This is a genomic window from Nonlabens arenilitoris (genome assembly GCF_002954765.1).
In the GTDB taxonomy this organism is placed as follows: Bacteria; Bacteroidota; Bacteroidia; order Flavobacteriales; family Flavobacteriaceae; genus Nonlabens; species Nonlabens arenilitoris.
Genome location: NZ_MTPW01000001.1, coordinates 2,232,549 through 2,254,252, shown reverse-complemented (window position 1 = coordinate 2,254,252; position 21,704 = coordinate 2,232,549). Strand labels below are relative to the sequence as shown.

Sequence of the window (21,704 nt, the reverse complement as noted above, 5' to 3'; positions counted from 1 at the left end):
GAGACATTACTCAAAACTGAAGAACCGATTTTACTAGACACTTCTATTTTATATAATGAAACAGACACACTAATTTATATAGATAAATTTAAATTAGAAATACCTAAAGCAGAACGATTAAGATCGTCATTAGGTGGTGGCGGAATACCACGTCCATTAAAAACTCCATTAAGAATATATTCCAAATACTCTAATGATAAACTAGCCACACTAAATGTAGTTAGAGACAATATTAAAACGTCAATAAACGACAAGCTCGAAAGAAGAAAGAACCTTATTGAATACAGAAAGAATCCGATATCCTATGTAAGCTATAGAGATGTTTGGATAGATTCTTTTACTGGATTTATTTTAAGCAATATAAAACCTGTTTCATTTTTACCTCAAACAATCCAAATTTGTCAAGTCTTTATTTTTTTCCTAATTGGGTCTATCCTTAGTGGTTTTATAAGTAACTCCAAAAGTTTTATGCTTGAAAAGAAGAAAACAAAGAAGAAAACAAAGAAGAAAACAAAGAAGAAAAATTAAATTTAATTTCAATAGGTTTTCATAGTAATTAAGTAACTCTATAATCATTCTCAAACCCAGAATAGCGAGCGTTTACAACGCGTGCCCACAAACTTAGCGTTGTTAATGCGACATTACTTTTTTCAAACAACAGAATCTTATCTTAGCACTATCAAAATCCCACACATGAAAAAAAGTGCTTTCCTTTTTCTAGCGATAGTCATCATCTTAACAAGTTGCCAAGAAAAAAAACAAACTGAATCTGAAATAGCTTCTAAACCCTACACAGAAGAACCACATTCCTACGCACAACCTAATGATGCGATAATAAAACACCTAGATTTGGACATCAATGTAGATTTTGAAAGCCAATTGATAAGCGGTACCGCAACTTATGATATTAAGAATAATGGCTCAAAAACAATTATTCTAGACAGTAAATTTTTAGAAATTGAACGAGTTACTCAAAATGGCGAAACAACTGAATTTGAGTTGGGTGAATTTGATGAATCATTAGGGCAACCTTTGACTATTCAAATTAAAGATGACACTAAGCAAATAGCCATCACCTACTCTACCACGGCAAAAACAGAAGCCTTACAATGGCTCACTGCTCAACAAACGGCAGACAAGGCCCATCCGTTTTTATTTACACAAGGTCAGGCTATATTGACACGCACATGGATTCCTATTCAGGATAGTCCGCAAATACGTATTACTTATGATGCGACTGTAAAAGTTCCTCAAGAATTGATGGCTGTAATGAGTGCGGAGAATCCTAAGGAAAAGAATAAAAATGGTGTTTACAATTTCAAAATGGTACAGCCTATTCCGGCTTATCTAATTGCTCTTGCTGTAGGAGATATAGAATACAAAGAGATAAGTGAACGTACTGGTGTTTATGCCGAGAAGTCCATGCTTGCAAAAGTCCATGAAGAATTCTCAGATATGGAAAAAATGGTTGTTGCAGCAGAGAATCTATATGGAGATTACGACTGGGAACAGTTTGATGTGATTGTGTTGCCACCTAGTTTTCCTTTCGGTGGAATGGAGAATCCGCGATTGACCTTTGCAACTCCTACGGTTATTGCAGGCGATAAGAGTTTGACATCTCTTGTGGCACATGAGTTGGCTCATTCTTGGTCTGGTAATTTGGTGACCAATGCAACATGGAATGATTTCTGGCTTAATGAAGGTTTTACCGTTTATTTTGAAATCCGCATTATGGAAGCATTATACGGAAAAGACCGTGCTAATATGCTCGCCTTAATAGGTAGACAAGATCTTGAAGATGAAATAGAAGGAATGAAAGAAACTCCTAATGACACCAAACTAAAACTGGATCTAAAAGGTCGTAATCCAGATGATGGAATGAACAGCATCGCTTATGATAAAGGCTATTTATTTTTAAGAACTTTAGAAGAAAAAGTAGGACGTGACAACATGGATACATTCTTAAAATCCTATTTTAAAAAGAATGCCTTTTCTACCACAAACACTGAAGATTTTATCACTTACCTCAACGAGAATTTGCTAGAGAAAAACAACATCACGTTCAATACTGAGGAATGGATTTACCAGCCTGGAATTCCTGATAACGCTGCCGTTATTCAATCGGACGCTTTCACAAACGTAGAAAAAACATTGAATGACTTTATTGCCACTAACGAGATCGATGTGGCTGCAACAGCAAACTGGACACCACAAGAATGGGTGCACTTCATTCGTAATTTTCCAACCGACATTTCTGCTGCGCAAATGCAACAATTGGATAACATCTTTGACTTTACCAATTCAACCAATTCTTACATCACCATGGTTTGGTATGAGCAATCTATTTTGAACAATTACCATGACAACAATGTCGACACAAAAATCGCTGAGTTTTTAAATACGGTAGGACGTCGCTGGTATGTAACTACTTTATTTTCCGCTTTCGCGAAAGCGGAACGAATAGAAGAAGCCAAAGAAATTTATAAAACCGCAAGAGGCAACTACCACAGTGTCACGGCAAATACGGTGGATGAGCTATTGAGAATGGATTAGGGGTTTTTGTCAAAACTAGCATCTTTCAACCACTCCGAGATTTCTGCGAAATCCCACCTATGCATTCCTCTCGCTGAAAAAGCTCGTCGGATGCAGGATCTAAGGCGAGGAGTTTATTTAAATCTCTGTTTATTAAAACTCCTTTCCTTGATCCCTGATAATTTGTTAAGGCAAATTTCTGAGATGGGAAAGGTGGCTCTTAGCATCGCCGAGAGTCGGAAAGGATCGATACGATGCTATTTAAAATCTACTAATAGTTTTAAGATTTTATAAGGCTAATAATATAGAATAGCAAAGTATCTTACTACCAGTTAAACAAGCGATTTACAAATTAAGTAACATGAAAACTTCCATTAACATTCAAGATTCTCTTTTACCATTTCTACCTTTATTGTATATCGCATGGGCTGATGGTATATTAGAAAAACATGAAATCGATTATATAAAAAATCAGATTGATGATAACAACACCATCACTGACGCAACAAAACAACTGATTTCAAAGTGGCTAGACCCTAGTCATCCACCATCTGCAAGAGAATTAGTTTATTGGAAAAAGTATATAAAACAGCATGCTGATGTGCTGGACTTAAGTGAAAAACAAGATTTATATTCTCTAGGAACGGTACTGGCTAAAAAACCAAACCTAGAAGAATGGGCAAATGAAAAGACAAAACAGTCGTTACAGCAAATTGAAAATTACCTAGGTGTTTCAAGTCATGAAGCTATACGATTTATAGATGATTTTAATCCTGCATTATTTAAGGTAGATTCTAATTTAAAAAGGTCTGAAGCCCCATATTCCAAGGCTTTAAAGACTTTACTACAACATGGAAATACCGACATAAAGAATAAAGTACAAAGTATTCTAGATCCACATAAGGTAGAGATTGAAAGTCACAACGATGATTTATTTACCAGAAGAGAAAAAGTATTGCAATGGACTCAAGAACTTGCTGATGCTGGACTAGGTAAACTTGCTTATCCATCTGCTTATGGAGGATCTGATTCCATGGTGCAATATGCTTCTGTATTTGAAGAAATAGCAAAATATGATTTGAGTCTAACAATAAAATTCGGTGTACATTTTGGGTTGTTCGGTGGTAGTGTAGAATCTTTAGGTACTAATTATCATCACGATAAGTATTTAATAGACATAGGTACGATGGCTTTACCTGGCTGTTTTGCAATGACAGAAATGCACCATGGCAGCAATGTAAAAGCTTTACAAACTACGGCTACTTACCAACCAGATGATCAATCATTTATTATTCATACACCAACACAAAATGATAGAAAAACATATATAGGTAACGCTGCTATGCATGCTCAAATGGCAACTGTTTTTGCACAGCTTATCGTGGATGAGGAAGAATATGGAATACATGCTTTTTTAGTTCCCATTAGAAATAAACAAGGTGAAACTATGCCTGGAATTACGATAGGCGATAATGGTCATAAAATGGGGCTTAATGGTGTAGATAATGGGACATTACATTTTGATAAGGTTACAATCCCAAAAGAAAATTTACTCAACAAATTTGGTGATGTAGATGAAGAAGGACAATACACCAGTCCTATAAGTAGCTCGTCCAGACGTTTCTTTACTATGTTAGGAACCTTAGTTGGTGGAAGGCTTTGTGTCCCTATTGCTGGAAATACTGCTTCCAAGAAAGCTTTAAATATGGCTGTTTATTTTGCCTTAGATCGCAAACAGTTTGGTCCACCAGGGAAAGAGGAGCAATCAATAATGGATTACCCAACACATCAAAAAAAGTTAATGCCACTTATAGCAAATGCTTATGCATATGACATCGCGCATGAGCACTTATTGAGAGAATACACTAGTGATTTAAATCACGACGCTCAACAAATGGAAGCTCTAGCCGCTGGATTGAAGTCGTTAAGCACATGGAATGCTACTGAAACGATTCAAACTTGTCGAGAAGCTTGTGGAGGAAAAGGATATTTAAGCGAGATGTACTTTGATCGATTAAAAGCAGATACTGACATTTTTACCACATTTGAAGGAGACAATACGGTATTGTTACAACTTACCGCCAAAAGTCGTTTGACCTATTTCAAAAAGCAATTTGGTCGTATGGACTGGTGGGACACTTTAAAATACATTTCAAATATAGCCTCCACAAATTTGAGTGAATTGAATCCACTAGTAACTAGAGACACATCAGAAGATCATTTATTAGAAAATGATTTTCAACTCAGTGCTTTTACTTATCGCGAGGAATACTCTCTACGTTCACTAGCAATGAGATTAAATAAGAAAATTAAAAATGGTGTGGATAGCTATGACGCTTTTCTAGACACTCAAGTGCACTTAATAGATATGGCAAGCGCTTATATTGACCGTATTGTTTTAGAAAGATTTATCGCAAAGATTGAAGAACAGGAAAACAAAAGCGTAAAAGATATACTTACCTCATTAAAAAACCTTTATGCATTGCATCGTATAGAAGAAAATAAAGGCTGGTATCTAGAACATGATTATATCTCAGGCTCAAAATCACTCGCCATTAACAAGCTCGTTCAAAAATTGTGTAAAGAATTAAAGAATGAGAGCCAGTATCTGGTAGATGCGTTTGATATACCTAAACACATGACAGCAACTGCTTTGAAGTTTTATTAAATCTTTTTATGATATAAAAATCATTCAATGCTTGAACTGTCCACAAGCATAGACCTGTATTTTGTTTATTATTGCATGATTAAAATAAGGCAGCTAATCATCTGTTAACTGTCCTAACACGTTGTATACTGACACATTAAAAATATTAATGGAAGATCTATTAACCTTTGCCTTTACTGTATTCACTGGCTTTTTTGCTATTATGAATCCTATTTCTAATATGCCTATCTTTTTAACCTTAACTGATGGTGCAGATAAAGAAACAAAGCAAAGAATAAATTTAAAAGCCGTTATTGTAGCTTTTATAATCGTGACCACATTTGTGCTGTTAGGAAATTATATTTTTGAGCTTTTTGGTATTACTATCCCAGCATTTAAAATCGCAGGTGGAATTTTAATATTCTTTGTAGGTTTTGAAATGTTACAGTCAAAAAAGTCCAATATTAAGAGACTTAAAACCGTTAATTATGATGAAAACATTGCTATTTCACCACTAGCAATACCTATTTTGGCGGGTCCTGGTACTATTGTAACGGCAACTAACTTTGTAGCAAACACCTCATCATACATGAGTATTGCTGTGATTATAGTAGTATTTGCCTTAATGTGCTTGCTCAATTACATCGCGTTTTCATTAAGTGATGTTATTGCAAAAAAGATAGGTGACAATGTCATTTCAGTAATTGGAAAATTAATGGGATTAATCATTGCCATAATAGGAACTAGTATGATAATTTCAGGTTTGAAATTGTCATTTGAAGTTTTGAATTAGAAACCTCTTAATCAGCTTGTAAGGTCTTCACATCTGCTATTAGTTGATTTACTGAGGCTTTATTTAATCCATTATATATTCCACGAATACGTTTATTTTTATCTATTAGAATGAAGTTTTCAGTATGTAGAAAATCATTAACATTTTTAGTTGTTCCTAGATCTTCTTCCACAAAATAATGATTTCTACCTAGATTATAAATAAGCTCTTTATCACCAGTAACTAGATTCCATTTTGCAGCGTTGACACCCATGCGTTGAGCATAATCTTTTAAAACAGCAGGTGTATCATAATCTGGTGTCACTGAATGTGATAGTAATAATACTTCACTATCATTTAAAAATTCACTTTGAAGGCGACTCATATTTTTGGTCATTGCTGGACATATACCAGGACACACAGTAAAAAAGAAATCAGTGATATATATTTTATCCTTGTAGTAATCTTGTGTGATAATATCACCTTCTTGATTGATAAAAGAAAAATCAGGTATACTATGAAAGTCCTTAAGCGAGTCACTGTCTTTTGAGAACCAACGTGGTGTAAAATTAGCCTCATTATAATAGGGCAATTCCTCTACTCTACTTTCTACCTGGTCTACTACAGTATTAGTATTTTGTTCTTTTGAGCCACAACTGATAATTAAAATAATATTACAAAGTATCAGTAACGATCTCTTGATTCTCGAGAGAGAAGCAAAGTGTTGCCTTTTTGAGTCCGAAGATTCTGCCATTTTTAGCTTCATAATTATTATATAATTTACCATTCTGTCGGTAAGATTTTTGCATGCCTTGCTCACGTCCATCAATCAATTGTATTTCTTTAAAAATAGATCCATTAGTATACCATTGAAATTGAGCACCTTGAGCTATACCATTCTCAAAATTACTTTGAGAACGTTTGTGACCATTTTTCCACCAAGATATAGACGCTCCATGTTGTAATCCATTCTCATACTGGGATTGAAAACTCAAAGTACCATCAACAAACCACTTTTCATATAATCCATGACGTAATCCATTAAGATATTGAATCCTTTGTGCAACTATACCATTAGGATAACTTGTTATAGAAAAACCTGTAAAAGGCTCATCGTTATAATACATGAGCCCTTCATTAGGTCTTAAATCTAATTGAGCTATATCAATCTCTAACTTTTCAGTCGTTAATACAACATGATTTGGATCTGTTTTACAGCCCATTAAAAGTAATAAGATTAATATACTACTGTATGTTATTAGGTGTGCCTTGATAATCGCCAGGGAATATGATATAATATTGATTTAAGTAAACCGTATTTTGTATATGGTAATGATACTCTGCAGTTGTCGTGTGCTGTGTAATAGAAGTATGACCACCAGATGCGTCTAGATCAGTAGGATATGTTCCTGTAGAAGCACATTTTCTACCATAAATAAAGAAACCATCACTGATAATACCAACTAATGCATCATCATCATCAGAGAAAGCTTTAGGTTCTAAGTGATAATGATAACTTTGTGGTCCTGTGTGTGCCGCCGTATAATCTAAAGATCCTACAGCACTATCCAGCGGTACGTTAGGTCCTTCTTCATCATTATAAATAACTGAACCACTAATTGCAATACCTATAGCTCCTAATCCGGTAGCTGATGAATTGCTGGCTAGCGTTGGACTAGATGGAACAGTTAAAGAAAATGAACCATTAAAATCGTCTATGTTTCCTGGTGCCATTTGATCTCCACTTGTAACAACTGGATCTACATATAATGGATGATCAGTAGCTGCAGGACCAGTTACTACCACGTTACCATTAGGACCTGTTATAGAACGTACGTTTGTACTAGACCAGTAAGGTGATGTATGGTTAGGCATACCATTAGTCTCTATATTTACAGAAGATGTGCCACTCATCATAATAGTGACATTACTGGTATCAAACTCTGCAAAAGCTGCGTGTAACTCTGTCGTACCATTACCGCTTCCGTCATCAGTATCATTACCATTATCGTCATCGCTAGACGTACAAGAGTAAACTCCTGCGGTACACATTACCGCAATTCCTATATAAGTAAGGAGTAATTTAATTTTTGATTGATTCATACATTTAAGAGTTATGCGCTTTCATTTAAAGCACTGTTTATTAATTTAAAACTTAGACTATTAAAAAATCTAAAAGTTTAATGAGCTCTTAAAAAAATGTTAACGAGTTTCTATAATCGGCTTTATTTCAACTTCAAACTTGACAGAATTTGCTATAAAACATAACTGGTGCGCTTGATTATGCAAACTGGTAGCTAATGTTACTTGATCAACATCCAAAATTATTACTTTGGGCTGAAGGACAATTTTTTGAAAAGCACCACTAGCATTATCATTTAATAATAATGTACCTGTCACCTTATCACTATATTCCAAAATCTCTATCCCATACTGCTGGCACACATAGAAATAGGACATCATATGGCAAGAAGAGAGCGCGTTTAATAAAAAGTCTTCGGGATTATAATGACACTCATCTCCTTTAAACTCTCGAGCGGCAGATATTATCATATCTTTTTTTCCTGCGATTTGAGAAATATGAGTTTTAGGATTTTCAAACTGCCCTTTCTTCCATAAAGTTGCTACCTCAAAGGTAAAATCTTTTTTCATTGGATAGAGTTTATCAAGAAGAAGAAGCTGGTGTATATTTCGCTTTCGCGAAAGCGTATAATCGATAACATAGCCACCCTATAACAGTCCCCATAAACATACCCATCAAAACATCTCCAGGATAATGTACTCCAAGATAAACACGACTATAAGCCACTAGAACAGCCCATATAAAAAGTAAGACTCCTATGGTTTTATGTGATTTTTTAAGCATTTGCCACATAAACACAGCAAGTGCCATAGCATTACTAGCATGACCGCTATAAAAACCAAAGGTTCCTCCACTTTTACCTACCTTAGAAATTAAACCATCTAATGCAGGTTCTCTAAAAGGTCTTAATCGCTGGACTAATGTGTTTTTGAAAAGCATCGCTACTTGATCACTTACTGCGACTAGAATTGCTATGGTTATAAGCGCAATAATTAATTCACGTTTAGGGAGTTTTTTATACAATATATAAAGAAGATATAAGTATAGAGGAATGGCATAGAACTTATAAGTAATGATGTTAAATATTAAATCAACAGTATCATTTCCCCAATCATTGAGGAAAAGCATCATGTCCCAGTCTAGCTGTATGAGATCTTCCATTACTCTTGATCATATAAAGCACACTGCTCGTCATAAAAACGGCTGGCCTCTTCTATAAGGTTTTTAGTCTCTTCTTCCAGTTCTTCTTTATCTTTCTTTTCAATATCTTCAAGAAATTCTAGTGTATCATCTTTTAAATTAATTACAAATCGAGGATAATCGAGATGGACTACAAAAATATCTTCGGGATGGTGAGCGTTATCGCCCATAAGAAATCTAGGGAAAGCCATTTTATGAATTAAGAGTTATGAGTTGAGAGCATAGAATCATAGAAGGATATTTTAAACCAATTTATGACAGACTAAATTCTCTTAACTTAGTTTTTAATAATAGTGCAATCTAAGAAATTCTAAATTCAGAATTATAAAAAGTATCTTTGTTTTATGCAACAACTAAGAGCAGACAATTTACAGAAGTCCTATAAAGGTAGACCAGTCGTTAAAGGTGTTTCTTTTGAAGTCAACCAAGGTGAAATCGTAGGACTACTAGGACCTAACGGTGCTGGTAAAACAACCTCATTCTACATGACTGTAGGACTAGTAAAACCTACAGGTGGTGATGTATGGCTAGACGATAAAAAAATCACCCAATATCCTATGTACAAACGTGCACAAAATGGTATAGGTTATCTAGCACAAGAGGCTTCTATTTTTAGAAAACTGACTGTAGAGCAAAATATACTAGGTGTATTGCAACTTACTAACCTTTCTAAAAAAGAACAGAAAGAACGTTGTGAAATGCTACTAGAAGAATTTAGTCTAGAAGATAGACGCAATCGTAATGGTGATTTGTTAAGTGGTGGAGAACGTCGCCGTACTGAAATTGCACGCGCACTAGCAACTAATCCTACTTTTATATTACTAGATGAGCCATTTGCAGGTGTAGATCCAGTGGCCGTTGAAGACATTCAACGTATTGTCGCGCAGTTAACTAAAAAGAATATAGGCATTCTTATCACTGACCATAATGTTCAAGAAACACTTGCCATAACAGACCGTACATACCTAATGTTTGAAGGTAATATTCTTAAACATGGTAGCCCAGAAGAACTTGCTGAAGATGAAGTAGTAAGACGAGTATATCTAGGTCAAAATTTTGAACTGCGCAAGAAGAAACTTTTTACAGACTAGTAAAACACGTTAGGACTTTGCGTTTTTTAAATTATTGAACACACTCATTAAAATGTAAAGTACAATAATACACGGTACCGCATATATTTTGAGAAACACGATCATAGCTATACAAATAGCGATAAAAATCCAGCGTATCTCGTTGCCTTTCCAACCGAAGCTTTTAAACTTTAAGGCAAACAACGGTAGCTCGGCATTTAATAAATAGCAACTTAATAGTGTTATACCTATTAAAGCATAAGGGTTATTCAATATGTTATAAATCAAATCACTCGTTGTCATCTGAGCTATGATACCTAGCGAAATAATTAAAATAGCGTTTGCTGGTGTAGGAACACCTATAAAAGAATCTGTCTGTCTGGTATCGATGTTAAACTTTGCAAGTCGATAACCACTGGCGGCAGTAATTAAGAATCCCAAAAAAGTCATTTCTTTAAATAAACTAGTCGCACTACTCCATCCCAGATCACCATCCATAGCAAACAAGGTAGATGAGTGACCTGTAGCATCTGCAAGCAACTGACACATTACAATTCCAGGAACTACTCCACTAGTCACCATATCTGCAAGTGAATCTAACTGTGTACCTAGCTCGCTAGAAACATTTAATAATCTAGCTGCAAGACCGTCAAAGAAGTCAAAAAATATGCCCAGCGCCACAAAAACACCGGCAAGAATCAATTCATCTTTAAAAGCATATACCGCAGCGATGCAACCAGACAATAGGTTCAACATCGTTATTAAATTGGGAATCCATTTCTTCATGTTACAAATATGCAGATTTATATTCTACTAGTTTCAACTAGATATGCAATATCCTCGGCTTTTGCTAGTTATTTAGTGAGAAACCTAGATATTTGCAGCTCGATTATATATGACCAGAAAAGCTAATTTTATTATTGTATTGTGTTGTGTTCTCGCTTTAGCGAAAGCGTATTCACAAACCTCTAGAGCCTACTCCAACGAATTCTTAAATATAGGAGTGGATGCAGCTGCATTAGGTATGAGCAATGCAGTGGTTGCTAGCACAAAAGATGTAAATGCTGGTTACTGGAATCCTGCCGGGCTAATGCGAGTTCAAGAACAAGAGATTAGTGTGATGCATGCCAACTATTTTGCAAACATTGCACAGTACAATTATGGTGCTTTTGCAATGCCTATTGATGATTTTAGTGCCTTTGGGTTTTCAGTAATTCGTTTTTCAGTCGATGATATTCTTAATACGACACAATTAATAGATCAACAAGGAAATATTAATTATGATCGTATTTCTACATTCTCAACTGCAGATTGGGCATTCACATTTTCTTATGCAAGAGAATCACAATTAGACGGTTTTAGTTATGGAGGTAATGTGAAAGTCATACGACGAGTTATAGGAGAATTTGCAAATGCATGGGGTTTTGGCTTTGATGTAGGCGCACAATTTAAACGTGGTGACTGGGAACTAGGTTTTATGGCTAGAGACATTACAACAACCTATAATACCTGGACCATCGATGAAGAAAAATATGCCGAAGTACAAGGAGCCGTGGAAAATCAAAATCAAGATTTACCAGAAACAACAGAAATAACATTACCTAAATTACAGATAGGTGTTGCTCGTACTTTCACATTTCACTACGACCATATTCTAACTGCCGAAGTTGATTTAAATATGCGCTTTATACAAACTAATGATATCATATCCAGTAGTGCCGTAAGTGCAACACCAGCATTAGGCTTGCAGTATGGATTTACAGATTTAGTTTTTGTGAGAGCTGGAGTCGGTAATTTTCAAAACGTGCAACAACTCGATGGAAGTGATAATGTGAACTTTCAACCTAATATAGGAATAGGCTTTAAGTACAAAGGCATTGCGGTAGATTACGCACTGACAGATATAGGCGATTCTAGCGAGGCGCTTTATTCCAATATTTTTTCTTTAAAGGTAGATCTCTCTACTTTTTCTAGATAAGTTTGATAACTTAGCAGCATCGTTTTCTTATGAAGTATTCCAGTATTCTTCTCGCTTTGTTATCCGGTATTTTACTATGGTTAGGATGGCCTACCTATGGGGTTCCTTTGCTGTTATTAGGTGCATTTGTACCATTACTGTTTGCAGAACGTCGTATTAGAAAATCTGATTTAAAATTGAAAGGATGGCGAATTCTAGGACTATCCTATCTCAGTTTCTTTATATGGAATATTGCTACAACCTGGTGGTTATATCTAGCTACAGGATTCGGAATGTGGTTTGCCGTTTTAGTGAATAGTTTATTAATGGCTCTGGTATTTTTGTGCTATCATAAGTTTGCTAGTAAGGTTTCTCAAGGTGCTGCATTTACATTTTTAGTTTGCTCATGGATAAGCTTTGAATATTTACACCTGCATTGGGATTTTTCATGGCCATGGCTCAATTTAGGGAATGGTTTTAGTGAATATACAGGTTGGATTCAATGGTATGAATACACAGGTACTTTTGGTGGTACGTTGTGGATATGGTCATTGAACGTTGTTCTTTTTTATGGAGTTTCCAGTTTGATTAAAAAAGGTTTTACTATAAAAACTATCCTTAAAAAATCAGTGACTCTTGCTTTAATGGTATTCATTCCCATAGGTATATCTCAAATTATTTTCCTTAATTATTTTGAAGTAGATAAAAACCCTGGCACTGAGATAGTTATTGTACAACCCAACATAGACCCTTATGAAGAGAAGTATTCAATGGGTAATGAGCAAATAGCTCGTCTTATTTCAAATCTTACAGTTCCTAAACTAACCCAAACCACCGAATTTGTTATTGCACCAGAAACTGTGTTTGCAGACAATATAAGAATAAGTCAAGTCAATTATCATCCTACTTTACAAGGTTTAAGAGGTAGCTATGCATCATATCCTAATTTAAACTATTTAGGTGGAATTTCTCTGGTAGATGTATTTAAAAATCCAGATCAAGCCACAAGGCAAACTAACCTAGCAAGTGATGGCGTTACATATTATAATGACTATAATAGCGCCATGTTTTTTAATCAAAAGGGTGCAATAGACTTATACCATAAATCTAAGCTAGTGGTAGGTATAGAAAACTTTCCATACAAGAATATTCTTAAGCCTATTTTAGGCGATGCTATGATTGATTTAGGAGGTACTGTGGCCACCAAGACTACCCAAGAAGACCGTAGTGTTTTCAAGTCTTCAAATGATATTAAAGTTGCGCCCATAATTTGTTATGAGTCAGTTTATGGAGAGTATGTCACCGATTACATTGGCAATGGCGCTGAGTTTTTTGCCATAATAACTAATGATGCTTGGTGGGGAAATACACAAGGCCATCAACAACATTTGAGTCTGGCTAAACTACGTGCCATAGAATCCAGAAGATGGATCGCAAGAAGTGCTAACACTGGTATCAGTGCAATTATAGACCATTATGGCAATATCACTCAATCATTAGAATATGATAAACAAGGTGTAATTAAGGGAACCATTAGAAAACGTAATGACGTCACCTTTTATGTAAAGCATGGTGATTACATAGCACGAATAGCAATATTCATGGCGCTATTTACATTTTTATTTGGCCATACAAGACGTCGTAAAAAAAGATCTTAATTAAATGATGTGATTCTTTAAAGATAAGGAATGATACTAAGCAGAATTTAAGTTAGCAAATCTTATCTCTAGTTGTGATATAAACTACTTATTGACCTTTAAAGAAAATAATCGTACTTAAGGTTTTGACAATGATTCTTACATCTAAGAATAGACTGCGGTGTTTAATATAAAAAAGATCATACTGTAACTTCCTTAAACTATCTGATTCAGATTCTCCATATTTAGTTTTAACTTGAGCCCAACCTGTTAATCCAGGTTTCACAACATGCCTTGTTTCATAAAAAGGAATTTTTCAGAAAGTTGTTTTACAAATACAGGTCTTTCTGGTCTTGGTCCTATAATACTCATCTCACCTTTAATAATATTATAGAATTGAGGAAATTCATCAAGACGTGATTTTCTTAAAAACCTACCAAATGATGTAATCCTACTATCGTTTTTAGTGGCAAATTGAGCTCCATCAACCTCAGCATTTTCAACCATTGTTCTGAATTTATAAATCTGAAAAGTCTTACGGTTCTTTCCAACACGCTCTTGCTTGTAGAATAATGATCCTCTATTACCTATGATATTCCCAATTAATATAAAAGGTATTAATACGACACCTAATGTTATTCCAAGTATGGAACATAAAAGATCAAACAATCGATGATATACTATGTAAAGTTTGTTTTGATTACTACGTGCAAATGGAAAATATTTATAAAAATCTTTACCTACATACTGTACTGGTACACGATCAGTAATTTCTTCATAGATCTGAGTATATTCTCTAACTGAGAAACCATTTTCTACTAACTCGATAAGCCATTCATAAAGTTCTGGTGTAATTCCTTCAACATTAGAAGATGCAATTACAATCTCGCTCACTTCTTGTCCTTCTAATCGATCTTTGGCCTGTTGTATTGTCAGGATACTAATACGATCATCATGACCTATTTCAAGTTCTCTATCTGTATTGATATAACCAGCAATTTTATAATTAGGATCAGCCTCTTGTAATGTTTCTGCCACTTGAGCGGCATCACTGGCATCAGCGATAATTAAAATATTCTTATAAAATCTAGAACTAGAAAATAGTTTGATATATAAAGCTCGCCATATCAATAGTGATAAAGTAATTGCTAGATAAAAATATAAAATCTGCAATCTATTTTCTGGTAAAGAAGGAGTTAAAAAAGGTGTCAATAGATAGACTAAAGAGGTCATCGAACTGGTAAAAACCACACCTCTTAAAGTAGAGGTAATACGACTAGCACGTTGTAAATGATACAGTTCAAATACCGTTGCAAAAAACAATAGATATCCACCCAATATGATAATCCATAACCAATGTTCCTCATTAATTTTGAAATAATCAAAATTAAACACTGTACCTATAAGATGAAGCGCACCTAAAACGACCGCTATATCTATAATACGCAGCAATACCTTACGTTCAGAAATTTCAAAATGTATAGAACCTGGTTGGGACATTGTTCAAATTGGGGCTCTAAAGATAAGATTACCCTTCAAATAATTGAAGCCATAAGTATTTAACTTTATCCCAATTAAAATCTTCGGCAGTTGCCTTGGCATTTTGAGCGATACGTATTACTAACTCATTATTCTCTAACAACTCATAAATATGGTCAGCCATTCCAACGGCTTTAAAAGGTGGCGTTAGAATTCCATTTTCACCATGTTTTATTAAGAATGGAATACCGCCTACATCTGTCGATATTACAGGTAATCCTAAAGCCATAGCTTCTATAACACTGACGGGTAAATTATCAAAATTTGAGGTATTGATGAATAGATCATAGTTTTTACTCATTGATATCCAATCTTCTTTATCAAGCAAACCTGTAAACTCTATCGATAAATTCTTTTGAGCTGCTATTGAAATACATTTCTTCATTGATCCATCCTTATCCGGTCCAACCATGCATAAATGAGAATCTGGATATTTTTCAGAGATCAGCTCGAGTACGTCAAGAGCCATTTCTGGATTATAAATATCTGCAAAAGATCTTACCCATAATAATCTCGGTTGTATCTCAGAGCGTAACTTAAAAGGATATTTTTTTAAATCTATATGATTGGGAATTTTAATGATATGATTGAAGTTCGCTTTCGCGAAAGCGTCTATCAAATAATCACTAGGGCTTACCACGACATGGGCATTTTTAATAAATATATTTAAAGCTTTAGGGTTTTTTATCAATCGCTCTGGTAAATTACCTCCGTGAAGTATAGGAATATAATTCATTCTCAAAGATTTACACAAACGAGCAACGGTTATAGCATACCAAAAATTACGTGTACTATATGTATCTATGAGTACAAAGTGAGCCCAATTTCTACTCAAAAACGTAATGCGCATCATGTGTAATAAACGTGCACTCACGTTATGCAAAGAAGATGCATACCTCAATTTAAAACCTTCTTCTTGAAGCAAAGGCCCAAGTATATCAATCGTTGTGGCAGTGCGTCCTTTACCAGCTAACTTATTCCCTATATACAGAATGTTTTTCATTAGGCAAGAAGGGCATTATCTGTACTATTTACAGTTGATATTTTCTTTTTAATTTTCACAGACCTAACATATAATAAAGCCATTCCATAGAAAAATGCTGGTGCTGCAATACGCATCGCGCTATGATTAATTGTTGCTATCCAAAAAATTAAAAAAGCATAGAAGTAAATATTACCTCGATGAAAAAGTCTAAAAAACAATGGTGTAAATATTAAAACTAACAAGGAGAAAATCCCAATAGCTCCATGTTCTGAAAGTAATCTACTGGTCTCATTATGTGATGCAGCTATAATTCCATCTTTTTTTGCTCTATAATACTTTACCTGTCCAGCACCTATACCTGCAATAGGGTTTTCAAAAAAAGCTTCTAATTCAATTGATATAAGCTCAGTACGTCCAGTGGACAAATCATCTTTAGCACGACCAGCAGCATCTTCATTTGCATAGCGTTTATCTATCAATCCATTTGTTACTAATGAAGTAAAACCCCAAGCCATTATTAAACCTAAAGCAATCACGGCTAGCTTAGGAATAAATGAAACCTTAAACTCACTACGCTTTAACAAGAATAAAGTTCCTATTACCGCTATAATCATTAAGAATGCAGTATAAACTCCACCTCTAGAGAAAGTCACCCAAGCCCGATAAGTCATGGCTAGAAAGAGAACAATATCTGAAATATTAATCATTAAATTCTTAATACGTAAGAAACGAACAAAGGTGATAAACATACCGATACCTAGCACTGTAGCTACTTGATTAGGTCCATATCCTCCAGATGTTGCAAAGTTTGAGGCCGTATTAGTAACTACATCTCTAATATCTGGCGTTACTAAGAATAAATAGGTAGTTATCATAACTATAGGTCCCACACAAAATTTTAATATTTGATCTAATCTCGTACTGGTTATTGACCTTTGATAACAGTAAATTGCAGTGATCCCTAAAGTTACTGGACCACTTAAATTAAAAGCAACAGCTTTACGTAGACTTTCTCCTAACGGAATATTCCCAGCAGCTACAATTATACTAGGTATTAATAACAAAAGATAAAAAACATAAGGAATGGACTTTAATGAAAAACCTCTCATAATAATCCCAATCATCATAAAAACGATGACTAGGTATTTCATAAATTCATAAAAGATTAAGGCTTGGTTCATCCTTAAGAAAACCTCTAAAGTCACTAAATAAGCACATGCTAAAAGTGCTTCTTGACCTGAATCTTTTTGTATCAACACCCTAAGTCCAAAATAAATAATCGAAGCATAAAAAAATAACGGAATCAAAAATGGTGCTGCAATCATGAATATGGTCAAAATGATATGACCAGCAATCAATAACGGATAAGGTAATTTCTCAAATTGAATCATTATAAGGAACTATAAAAAGTCTCTAACTTCTCGATGTAAAAAGCAGCTCCAAAGGTAGTCATTACATGTTGTTGGAAAGAGTGAGCCATTGATTTTGATTCTTCAGGATTTTCTATAAATTCTTGAATAGCTTGAGTTAGCGTCGCTGGATTTTGTGCAGGAACCACAGCGCCATAGTCACTTACAACTTCTTTGCAAGCGCCTACATCTGTTGCGACCACTGGTAATCCTGCCATACCATATTCTAGCAAAGCCACAGGTAATCCTTCAGACTTAGAAGACAATACTCCAATATCACATGCTTCTAGAATTGCCGGTGTATCTTCTCGAGATCCTAAGAGATGTATATGATCATCTAATTTTAAATCTTTTATTTTGAATTTTATTTCTCGTGAATAATCATCTTGAAAATCTAATCCTACCAGTAAAAGATTCCAATCGGGCGAATTTTTATATACTTCTTTAAAAGCTCGGATTAATGTGATATGATCTTTTTGCGGTCTCAAATTAGCTAAATGTACTATTCGTTTACCTGTAGAACCAGGTAACGGTTTTAACAATTGTTGTTTTAGAGTATTAGATACAAAATTTCTTAAATAAACTACTTTTGAAGGTTTTAAATTACGGATAGACCAATCTTTCAATAGTTCATTGACGCTTATAATTCCATTGAAAAAACGAGAACATTTTTTTAAAGTACCAGCTTTGCGATTCTCAACTTCTTCAGCATTACCGTAGTGGTCATGCCATACTAACTTGATAGAAGGCAACCACCATTTGATTACCGTCGCAGTAAAAAATGAAGTGCTATGAGCATGAATAATTTCAATCTTATTCTTTACAATGTAGGTCTTCAACTTAGTCATGGCTTTAATCCCTATACGACCTTTTTTTTCTAAAAAAATATAACCTACAGATTCGTGAATTGATTTTTTAAGTAATCCTTCCTTTCTAGTCGCGCATAAATGGGATTGGTGTCCAGCAGCGTATAGTTCGTTTGCAATTTGTACTGCCATGCGTTCTGCTCCACCGGCATCGAGACTATCTATGATTTGAATTACTCTCATGACTGAAGCAATTTAATTATTTCGGTTTCAAATTTTTCCAGTGTGTATTCATGTGACCATCGTTGTGCATTATGTGAAATTGTAGCCATTTTTTCTTTTTCATCAACTAGTTCTTTAATGAGTCGTGTTATTTGATCCACATATTTAAAGATAATTCCTCGTGACCCTATTTGATTTTGACCAGAAACACCTAACATCCATGGCACACAACTCACTGGTGTAGAGATAGGAATACATCCATACCACATCGATTCTGCTACAGCTTTTGGCCAGCCTTCACTCTGTGAAGCTAGAAAAGAGAAATGTGCATTTTGATAGGCTCGTTTGACGACATCACTAGGTTGATTACCGTAGAAATAAAAAGTTTTATCTTTTTGAAACTGTTCTCGGCTTTCGCTCGAACTGACATTTGAAACTTCCACTTGGAACTCTGAACTCTGAACTTTAAGCTCTTCCATCATAGGACCATCGCCGTAAAAATGTGCTTGTGCCCTAATGCCTTTATGATTTAATTCAGTCACAAGTTCCATCAACGACTGCGGATTTTTATTTACTGAAAGTGTTCCCACAAAAATAAATTGTAGTGGTTCGTTGAACTCTTTTTGGAAGTCTTTGCGATCTTTTTCTGAATAGGTTGCTGTAAAAAATGGCTTGACATTTCTACTTTGGTTAGGCCACTCTCCATAGACTAACAAATCGATGTTTTTAGATAACGTTGTGTTAGATAAAATCCTCTTCTGCCAGCGGTATGAAAATGGTTGTGATGCCGTAGGGCTGAAATTACCTGCGTATTTTACAGATTTACGCTTTCGCGGAAGCGTGACCTGAACCATACTCGCCAGCAACGCCAAATTTCCTGGACATCTTAGATGGATATGATCTGCTTTGCGCATGGCGTTCCATAAAACAATAGTTTGATATGGAATTGTGATTAACGATATCAATGCCGCTATAACATTGTGAAATTCTAATCTTCTAAGAGGAAGCACCTTAAAATCTTGGTTTTGAAAAGGCTGTGTTAAAAGCGTGCGTTTATATCGAGTAGGACAAACAAAAGATACTTTGCCAGCATGTCTCAACCATAAATCCATTTCTTTCACATAAGGCGCATAAGCTTCCTTTTTACTAATATGACTTAAAATGGGCGCGTCTGAAATTACAAGCAACTTCATAAAATATAATCAGCTGAGTCGTTATCACTTACTTTAATGGCAGGAACACCTACTACTGTTGTTCCTCCTTCCACATCTTTAACTACCAGACTATTGGCACCTATCACCGCTTTATCACCTATGGTAATTTTACCAGCGATGGTAGCGTTTGCTCCTATATAGACATGGTCACCTATAGTAGGAACTCCACGGTGCTCGCCTCTACCGCTCACACCTATGGTGACACCTTGAGAAATATTACAATTCTTACCTATGACTGCATGTGCATTTATAACAATACCAGAATGATGACCTATATAAAAACCTTCTCCTATGGTTGCGCTATATGGAATGGTTATTCCTGTCAATACTTCAATACCTTTTAATTTAAGGACTCCTATACCTAATAAAAGCCATTTGAGAATCTTAGGTAATGAAGAAGTATAAATCCAATTGAAGAAACGATACTGTAGTAGCGCCCATAATCCTTGCTGAGTCAACAACATGACTAAAGCAGACTTACCACTGTAATCTGTATATCTTTTGATGTCTTTTGAAAACTTCATTACTTAGGTTTATTGAAAAGCAAACTTAGGATGCCAACAGTTCTACCTATAGCTTCTGTAAATGCTTCTTTGCGTTCATTAGTAGTAAAGATATTGAGAAATCTAATAGTAGTAAGTAATATGGTAATTTGATACCATTTTATCTTGTTTTTAAATGATGGGTTAGGATGTTTGACACGCCATACGTACCAGCCATTGCGCACTACCATTTTACCATATCTATACTTATTAGGTCTTCCCGCTGCATCGTGATGGTGTTCTAGTTGAACATTTGTTGCTAGATAATTCTGACCAAAACTCAAGGCTCTTAAAGAGAAGTCTGCATCTTCATAAAGGCCGTAACCTTCAAAGAATTTTGAAAACTTAATCTGATCGACGACTTTTTTTCTAAATGACATACTCATTCCTACAATTAAATCTACTGGGTAATATTTTCCAGTTATAGGATAAGAAAAGGTACGACCATGAGAGTAAGAAGGTAAAACTCCTGGTAATTCATTAGAACCAAGGTGAAGTTTATTACGGAGCACGTTACGTGTAGATTCTTTTATTACATGATCTTCAAAAATGTAGTAGTGATGTTTATCATATTTTTTTTGAGCTTTTTTCTTCCACCTGTTTTCATTTGTGGCAATTCCTCCTATTCCAGAGGCATCTGGCAATTCTAGAAATGCCTTTTTTAAATTTTCAAAATAAAGTTGATCTAAGACTGTGTCATCATCAAGAAAAGCAACAATATCTATATCTTCTCGTACTCGTTCTATACCATAATTACGCTGCTTGGTAAGCCCTCGATGTTCTGGCGGCACTTTATAGTAGGAAATAATTGAATTTGAAGCTGAACTTGAAAGTCGGTCTTCGAGCACCTCAGATCTCGCATTAGGATTGAAACTTGAATTTAAAAATAGGCGTTCAATAACCTCAGACCTCGCGATGGAGTTGGAAATAGAATTGAATTTATCTAATATCAATTGGGTGGCATCATCTGTAGAACCATCTATGATTAGAATTTCTGCGGGTACATGTGTTTGCGACATCACGGTTTCCAATAACCTTGATAAAGGCTCTGGACGCATATAGGTACATATAATGAGAGAGATATTCAAA

Annotated in this window: 22 protein-coding genes; 6 read left to right on the top strand and 16 right to left on the bottom strand. The window is 35.0% G+C overall.

Translation table 11 applies throughout. The features are described from left to right. Positions 1–74 precede the first annotated feature (74 nt). On the bottom strand, positions 75–209 hold the full coding sequence (locus BST92_RS15355; RefSeq protein WP_281257001.1) for a hypothetical protein: 135 nt from the start codon (positions 207–209) through the stop codon (positions 75–77). A gap of 484 nt (positions 210–693) precedes the next feature. Here BST92_RS15355 and BST92_RS09895 point away from each other — a divergent pair, with 484 nt between their 5' ends. From BST92_RS09895 to BST92_RS09885, 3 genes are all read left to right on the top strand, one after another. Next, complete coding sequence (locus tag BST92_RS09895) at positions 694–2,553, top strand: M1 family metallopeptidase (protein ID WP_105072244.1); 1,860 nt, start codon at positions 694–696, stop codon at positions 2,551–2,553. Between the two features lie 340 nt (positions 2,554–2,893). Continuing rightward, complete coding sequence (locus BST92_RS09890; RefSeq protein ID WP_105071303.1) at positions 2,894–5,200, top strand: acyl-CoA dehydrogenase family protein; 2,307 nt, start codon at positions 2,894–2,896, stop codon at positions 5,198–5,200. Positions 5,201–5,348: 148 nt separating this feature from the next. After that, positions 5,349–5,972, top strand: a complete 624-nt coding sequence (locus BST92_RS09885; protein ID WP_105071302.1) for a MarC family protein — start codon at positions 5,349–5,351, stop codon at positions 5,970–5,972. A gap of 7 nt (positions 5,973–5,979) precedes the next feature. Here BST92_RS09885 and BST92_RS09880 read toward each other — a convergent pair whose 3' ends face one another. From BST92_RS09880 to BST92_RS09855, 6 genes are all read right to left on the bottom strand, one after another. Next, entirely contained in the window at positions 5,980–6,705 is a 726-nt protein-coding gene (locus tag BST92_RS09880; RefSeq protein ID WP_211292473.1) for an SCO family protein, read from the bottom strand. Then, positions 6,626–7,174, bottom strand: a complete 549-nt coding sequence (locus BST92_RS09875; protein ID WP_105071300.1) for a toxin-antitoxin system YwqK family antitoxin — start codon at positions 7,172–7,174, stop codon at positions 6,626–6,628. The genes BST92_RS09880 and BST92_RS09875 overlap by 80 nt, the downstream gene beginning before the upstream one ends. Before the next feature lie 22 nt (positions 7,175–7,196). Further along, positions 7,197–8,054: a YHYH protein gene (locus tag BST92_RS09870; RefSeq protein WP_105071299.1), complete on the bottom strand. Its 858-nt coding sequence runs from the start codon at positions 8,052–8,054 to the stop codon at positions 7,197–7,199. A gap of 99 nt (positions 8,055–8,153) precedes the next feature. Beyond that, positions 8,154–8,603, bottom strand: a complete 450-nt coding sequence (locus BST92_RS09865; RefSeq protein WP_105071298.1) for an OsmC family protein — start codon at positions 8,601–8,603, stop codon at positions 8,154–8,156. Between the two features lie 13 nt (positions 8,604–8,616). Next, positions 8,617–9,195, bottom strand: coding sequence for a phosphatase PAP2 family protein (locus tag BST92_RS09860; protein WP_211292472.1), 579 nt, complete (start codon positions 9,193–9,195; stop codon positions 8,617–8,619). Continuing rightward, positions 9,195–9,425 carry a hypothetical protein gene (locus BST92_RS09855; protein ID WP_105071297.1) on the bottom strand — a complete coding sequence of 77 codons (231 nt, stop codon included), beginning with the start codon at positions 9,423–9,425 and terminating at the stop codon, positions 9,195–9,197. Before BST92_RS09855 ends, BST92_RS09860 begins: the two co-directional genes overlap by 1 nt. 153 nt (positions 9,426–9,578) lie before the next feature. Between BST92_RS09855 and lptB the strand changes: the two genes are divergently transcribed. Then, positions 9,579–10,325, top strand: a complete 747-nt coding sequence (gene lptB, locus BST92_RS09850; RefSeq protein WP_105071296.1) for an LPS export ABC transporter ATP-binding protein — start codon at positions 9,579–9,581, stop codon at positions 10,323–10,325. 9 nt (positions 10,326–10,334) lie between these two features. Here the strand turns inward: lptB and BST92_RS09845 are convergent, their stop codons facing one another. Then, entirely contained in the window at positions 10,335–11,090 is a 756-nt protein-coding gene (locus tag BST92_RS09845; RefSeq protein ID WP_105071295.1) for a CDP-alcohol phosphatidyltransferase family protein, read from the bottom strand. 109 nt (positions 11,091–11,199) lie between these two features. Between BST92_RS09845 and BST92_RS09840 the strand changes: the two genes are divergently transcribed. Together BST92_RS09840 and lnt are read left to right on the top strand one after the other, a co-directional pair. Continuing rightward, positions 11,200–12,282: a putative type IX sorting system protein PorV2 gene (locus tag BST92_RS09840; RefSeq protein WP_105071294.1), complete on the top strand. Its 1,083-nt coding sequence runs from the start codon at positions 11,200–11,202 to the stop codon at positions 12,280–12,282. Positions 12,283–12,311: 29 nt separating this feature from the next. Then, positions 12,312–13,919 carry an apolipoprotein N-acyltransferase gene (gene lnt / locus BST92_RS09835; RefSeq protein ID WP_105071293.1) on the top strand — a complete coding sequence of 536 codons (1,608 nt, stop codon included), beginning with the start codon at positions 12,312–12,314 and terminating at the stop codon, positions 13,917–13,919. A gap of 88 nt (positions 13,920–14,007) precedes the next feature. Here lnt and BST92_RS15440 read toward each other — a convergent pair whose 3' ends face one another. The 8 genes from BST92_RS15440 to BST92_RS09800 are packed head-to-tail and all read right to left on the bottom strand — an operon-like array spanning position 14,008 to position 21,703. Then, a complete protein-coding gene (locus BST92_RS15440; RefSeq protein WP_342747854.1) occupies positions 14,008–14,184 on the bottom strand; it encodes a sugar transferase in 177 nt (58 codons plus the stop codon). Then, positions 14,181–15,398 carry a sugar transferase gene (locus BST92_RS09830; protein ID WP_342747853.1) on the bottom strand — a complete coding sequence of 406 codons (1,218 nt, stop codon included), beginning with the start codon at positions 15,396–15,398 and terminating at the stop codon, positions 14,181–14,183. The genes BST92_RS15440 and BST92_RS09830 overlap by 4 nt, the downstream gene beginning before the upstream one ends. Positions 15,399–15,426: 28 nt before the next feature. Further along, positions 15,427–16,440: a glycosyltransferase family 4 protein gene (locus tag BST92_RS09825; protein WP_105071292.1), complete on the bottom strand. Its 1,014-nt coding sequence runs from the start codon at positions 16,438–16,440 to the stop codon at positions 15,427–15,429. After that, positions 16,440–17,813, bottom strand: a complete 1,374-nt coding sequence (locus tag BST92_RS09820) for an O-antigen ligase family protein (protein ID WP_105071291.1) — start codon at positions 17,811–17,813, stop codon at positions 16,440–16,442. Before BST92_RS09820 ends, BST92_RS09825 begins: the two co-directional genes overlap by 1 nt. Continuing rightward, positions 17,813–18,880, bottom strand: a complete 1,068-nt coding sequence (locus tag BST92_RS09815; RefSeq protein WP_105071290.1) for a glycosyltransferase — start codon at positions 18,878–18,880, stop codon at positions 17,813–17,815. Before BST92_RS09815 ends, BST92_RS09820 begins: the two co-directional genes overlap by 1 nt. Beyond that, entirely contained in the window at positions 18,877–20,052 is a 1,176-nt protein-coding gene (locus BST92_RS09810) for a glycosyltransferase (RefSeq protein WP_105071289.1), read from the bottom strand. The genes BST92_RS09815 and BST92_RS09810 overlap by 4 nt, the downstream gene beginning before the upstream one ends. Continuing rightward, entirely contained in the window at positions 20,049–20,597 is a 549-nt protein-coding gene (locus BST92_RS09805) for a serine O-acetyltransferase (protein ID WP_105071288.1), read from the bottom strand. The genes BST92_RS09810 and BST92_RS09805 overlap by 4 nt, the downstream gene beginning before the upstream one ends. Next, a complete protein-coding gene (locus BST92_RS09800; protein WP_105071287.1) occupies positions 20,597–21,703 on the bottom strand; it encodes a glycosyltransferase family 2 protein in 1,107 nt (368 codons plus the stop codon). Before BST92_RS09800 ends, BST92_RS09805 begins: the two co-directional genes overlap by 1 nt. Between the last annotated feature and the right edge of the window lies 1 nt (position 21,704).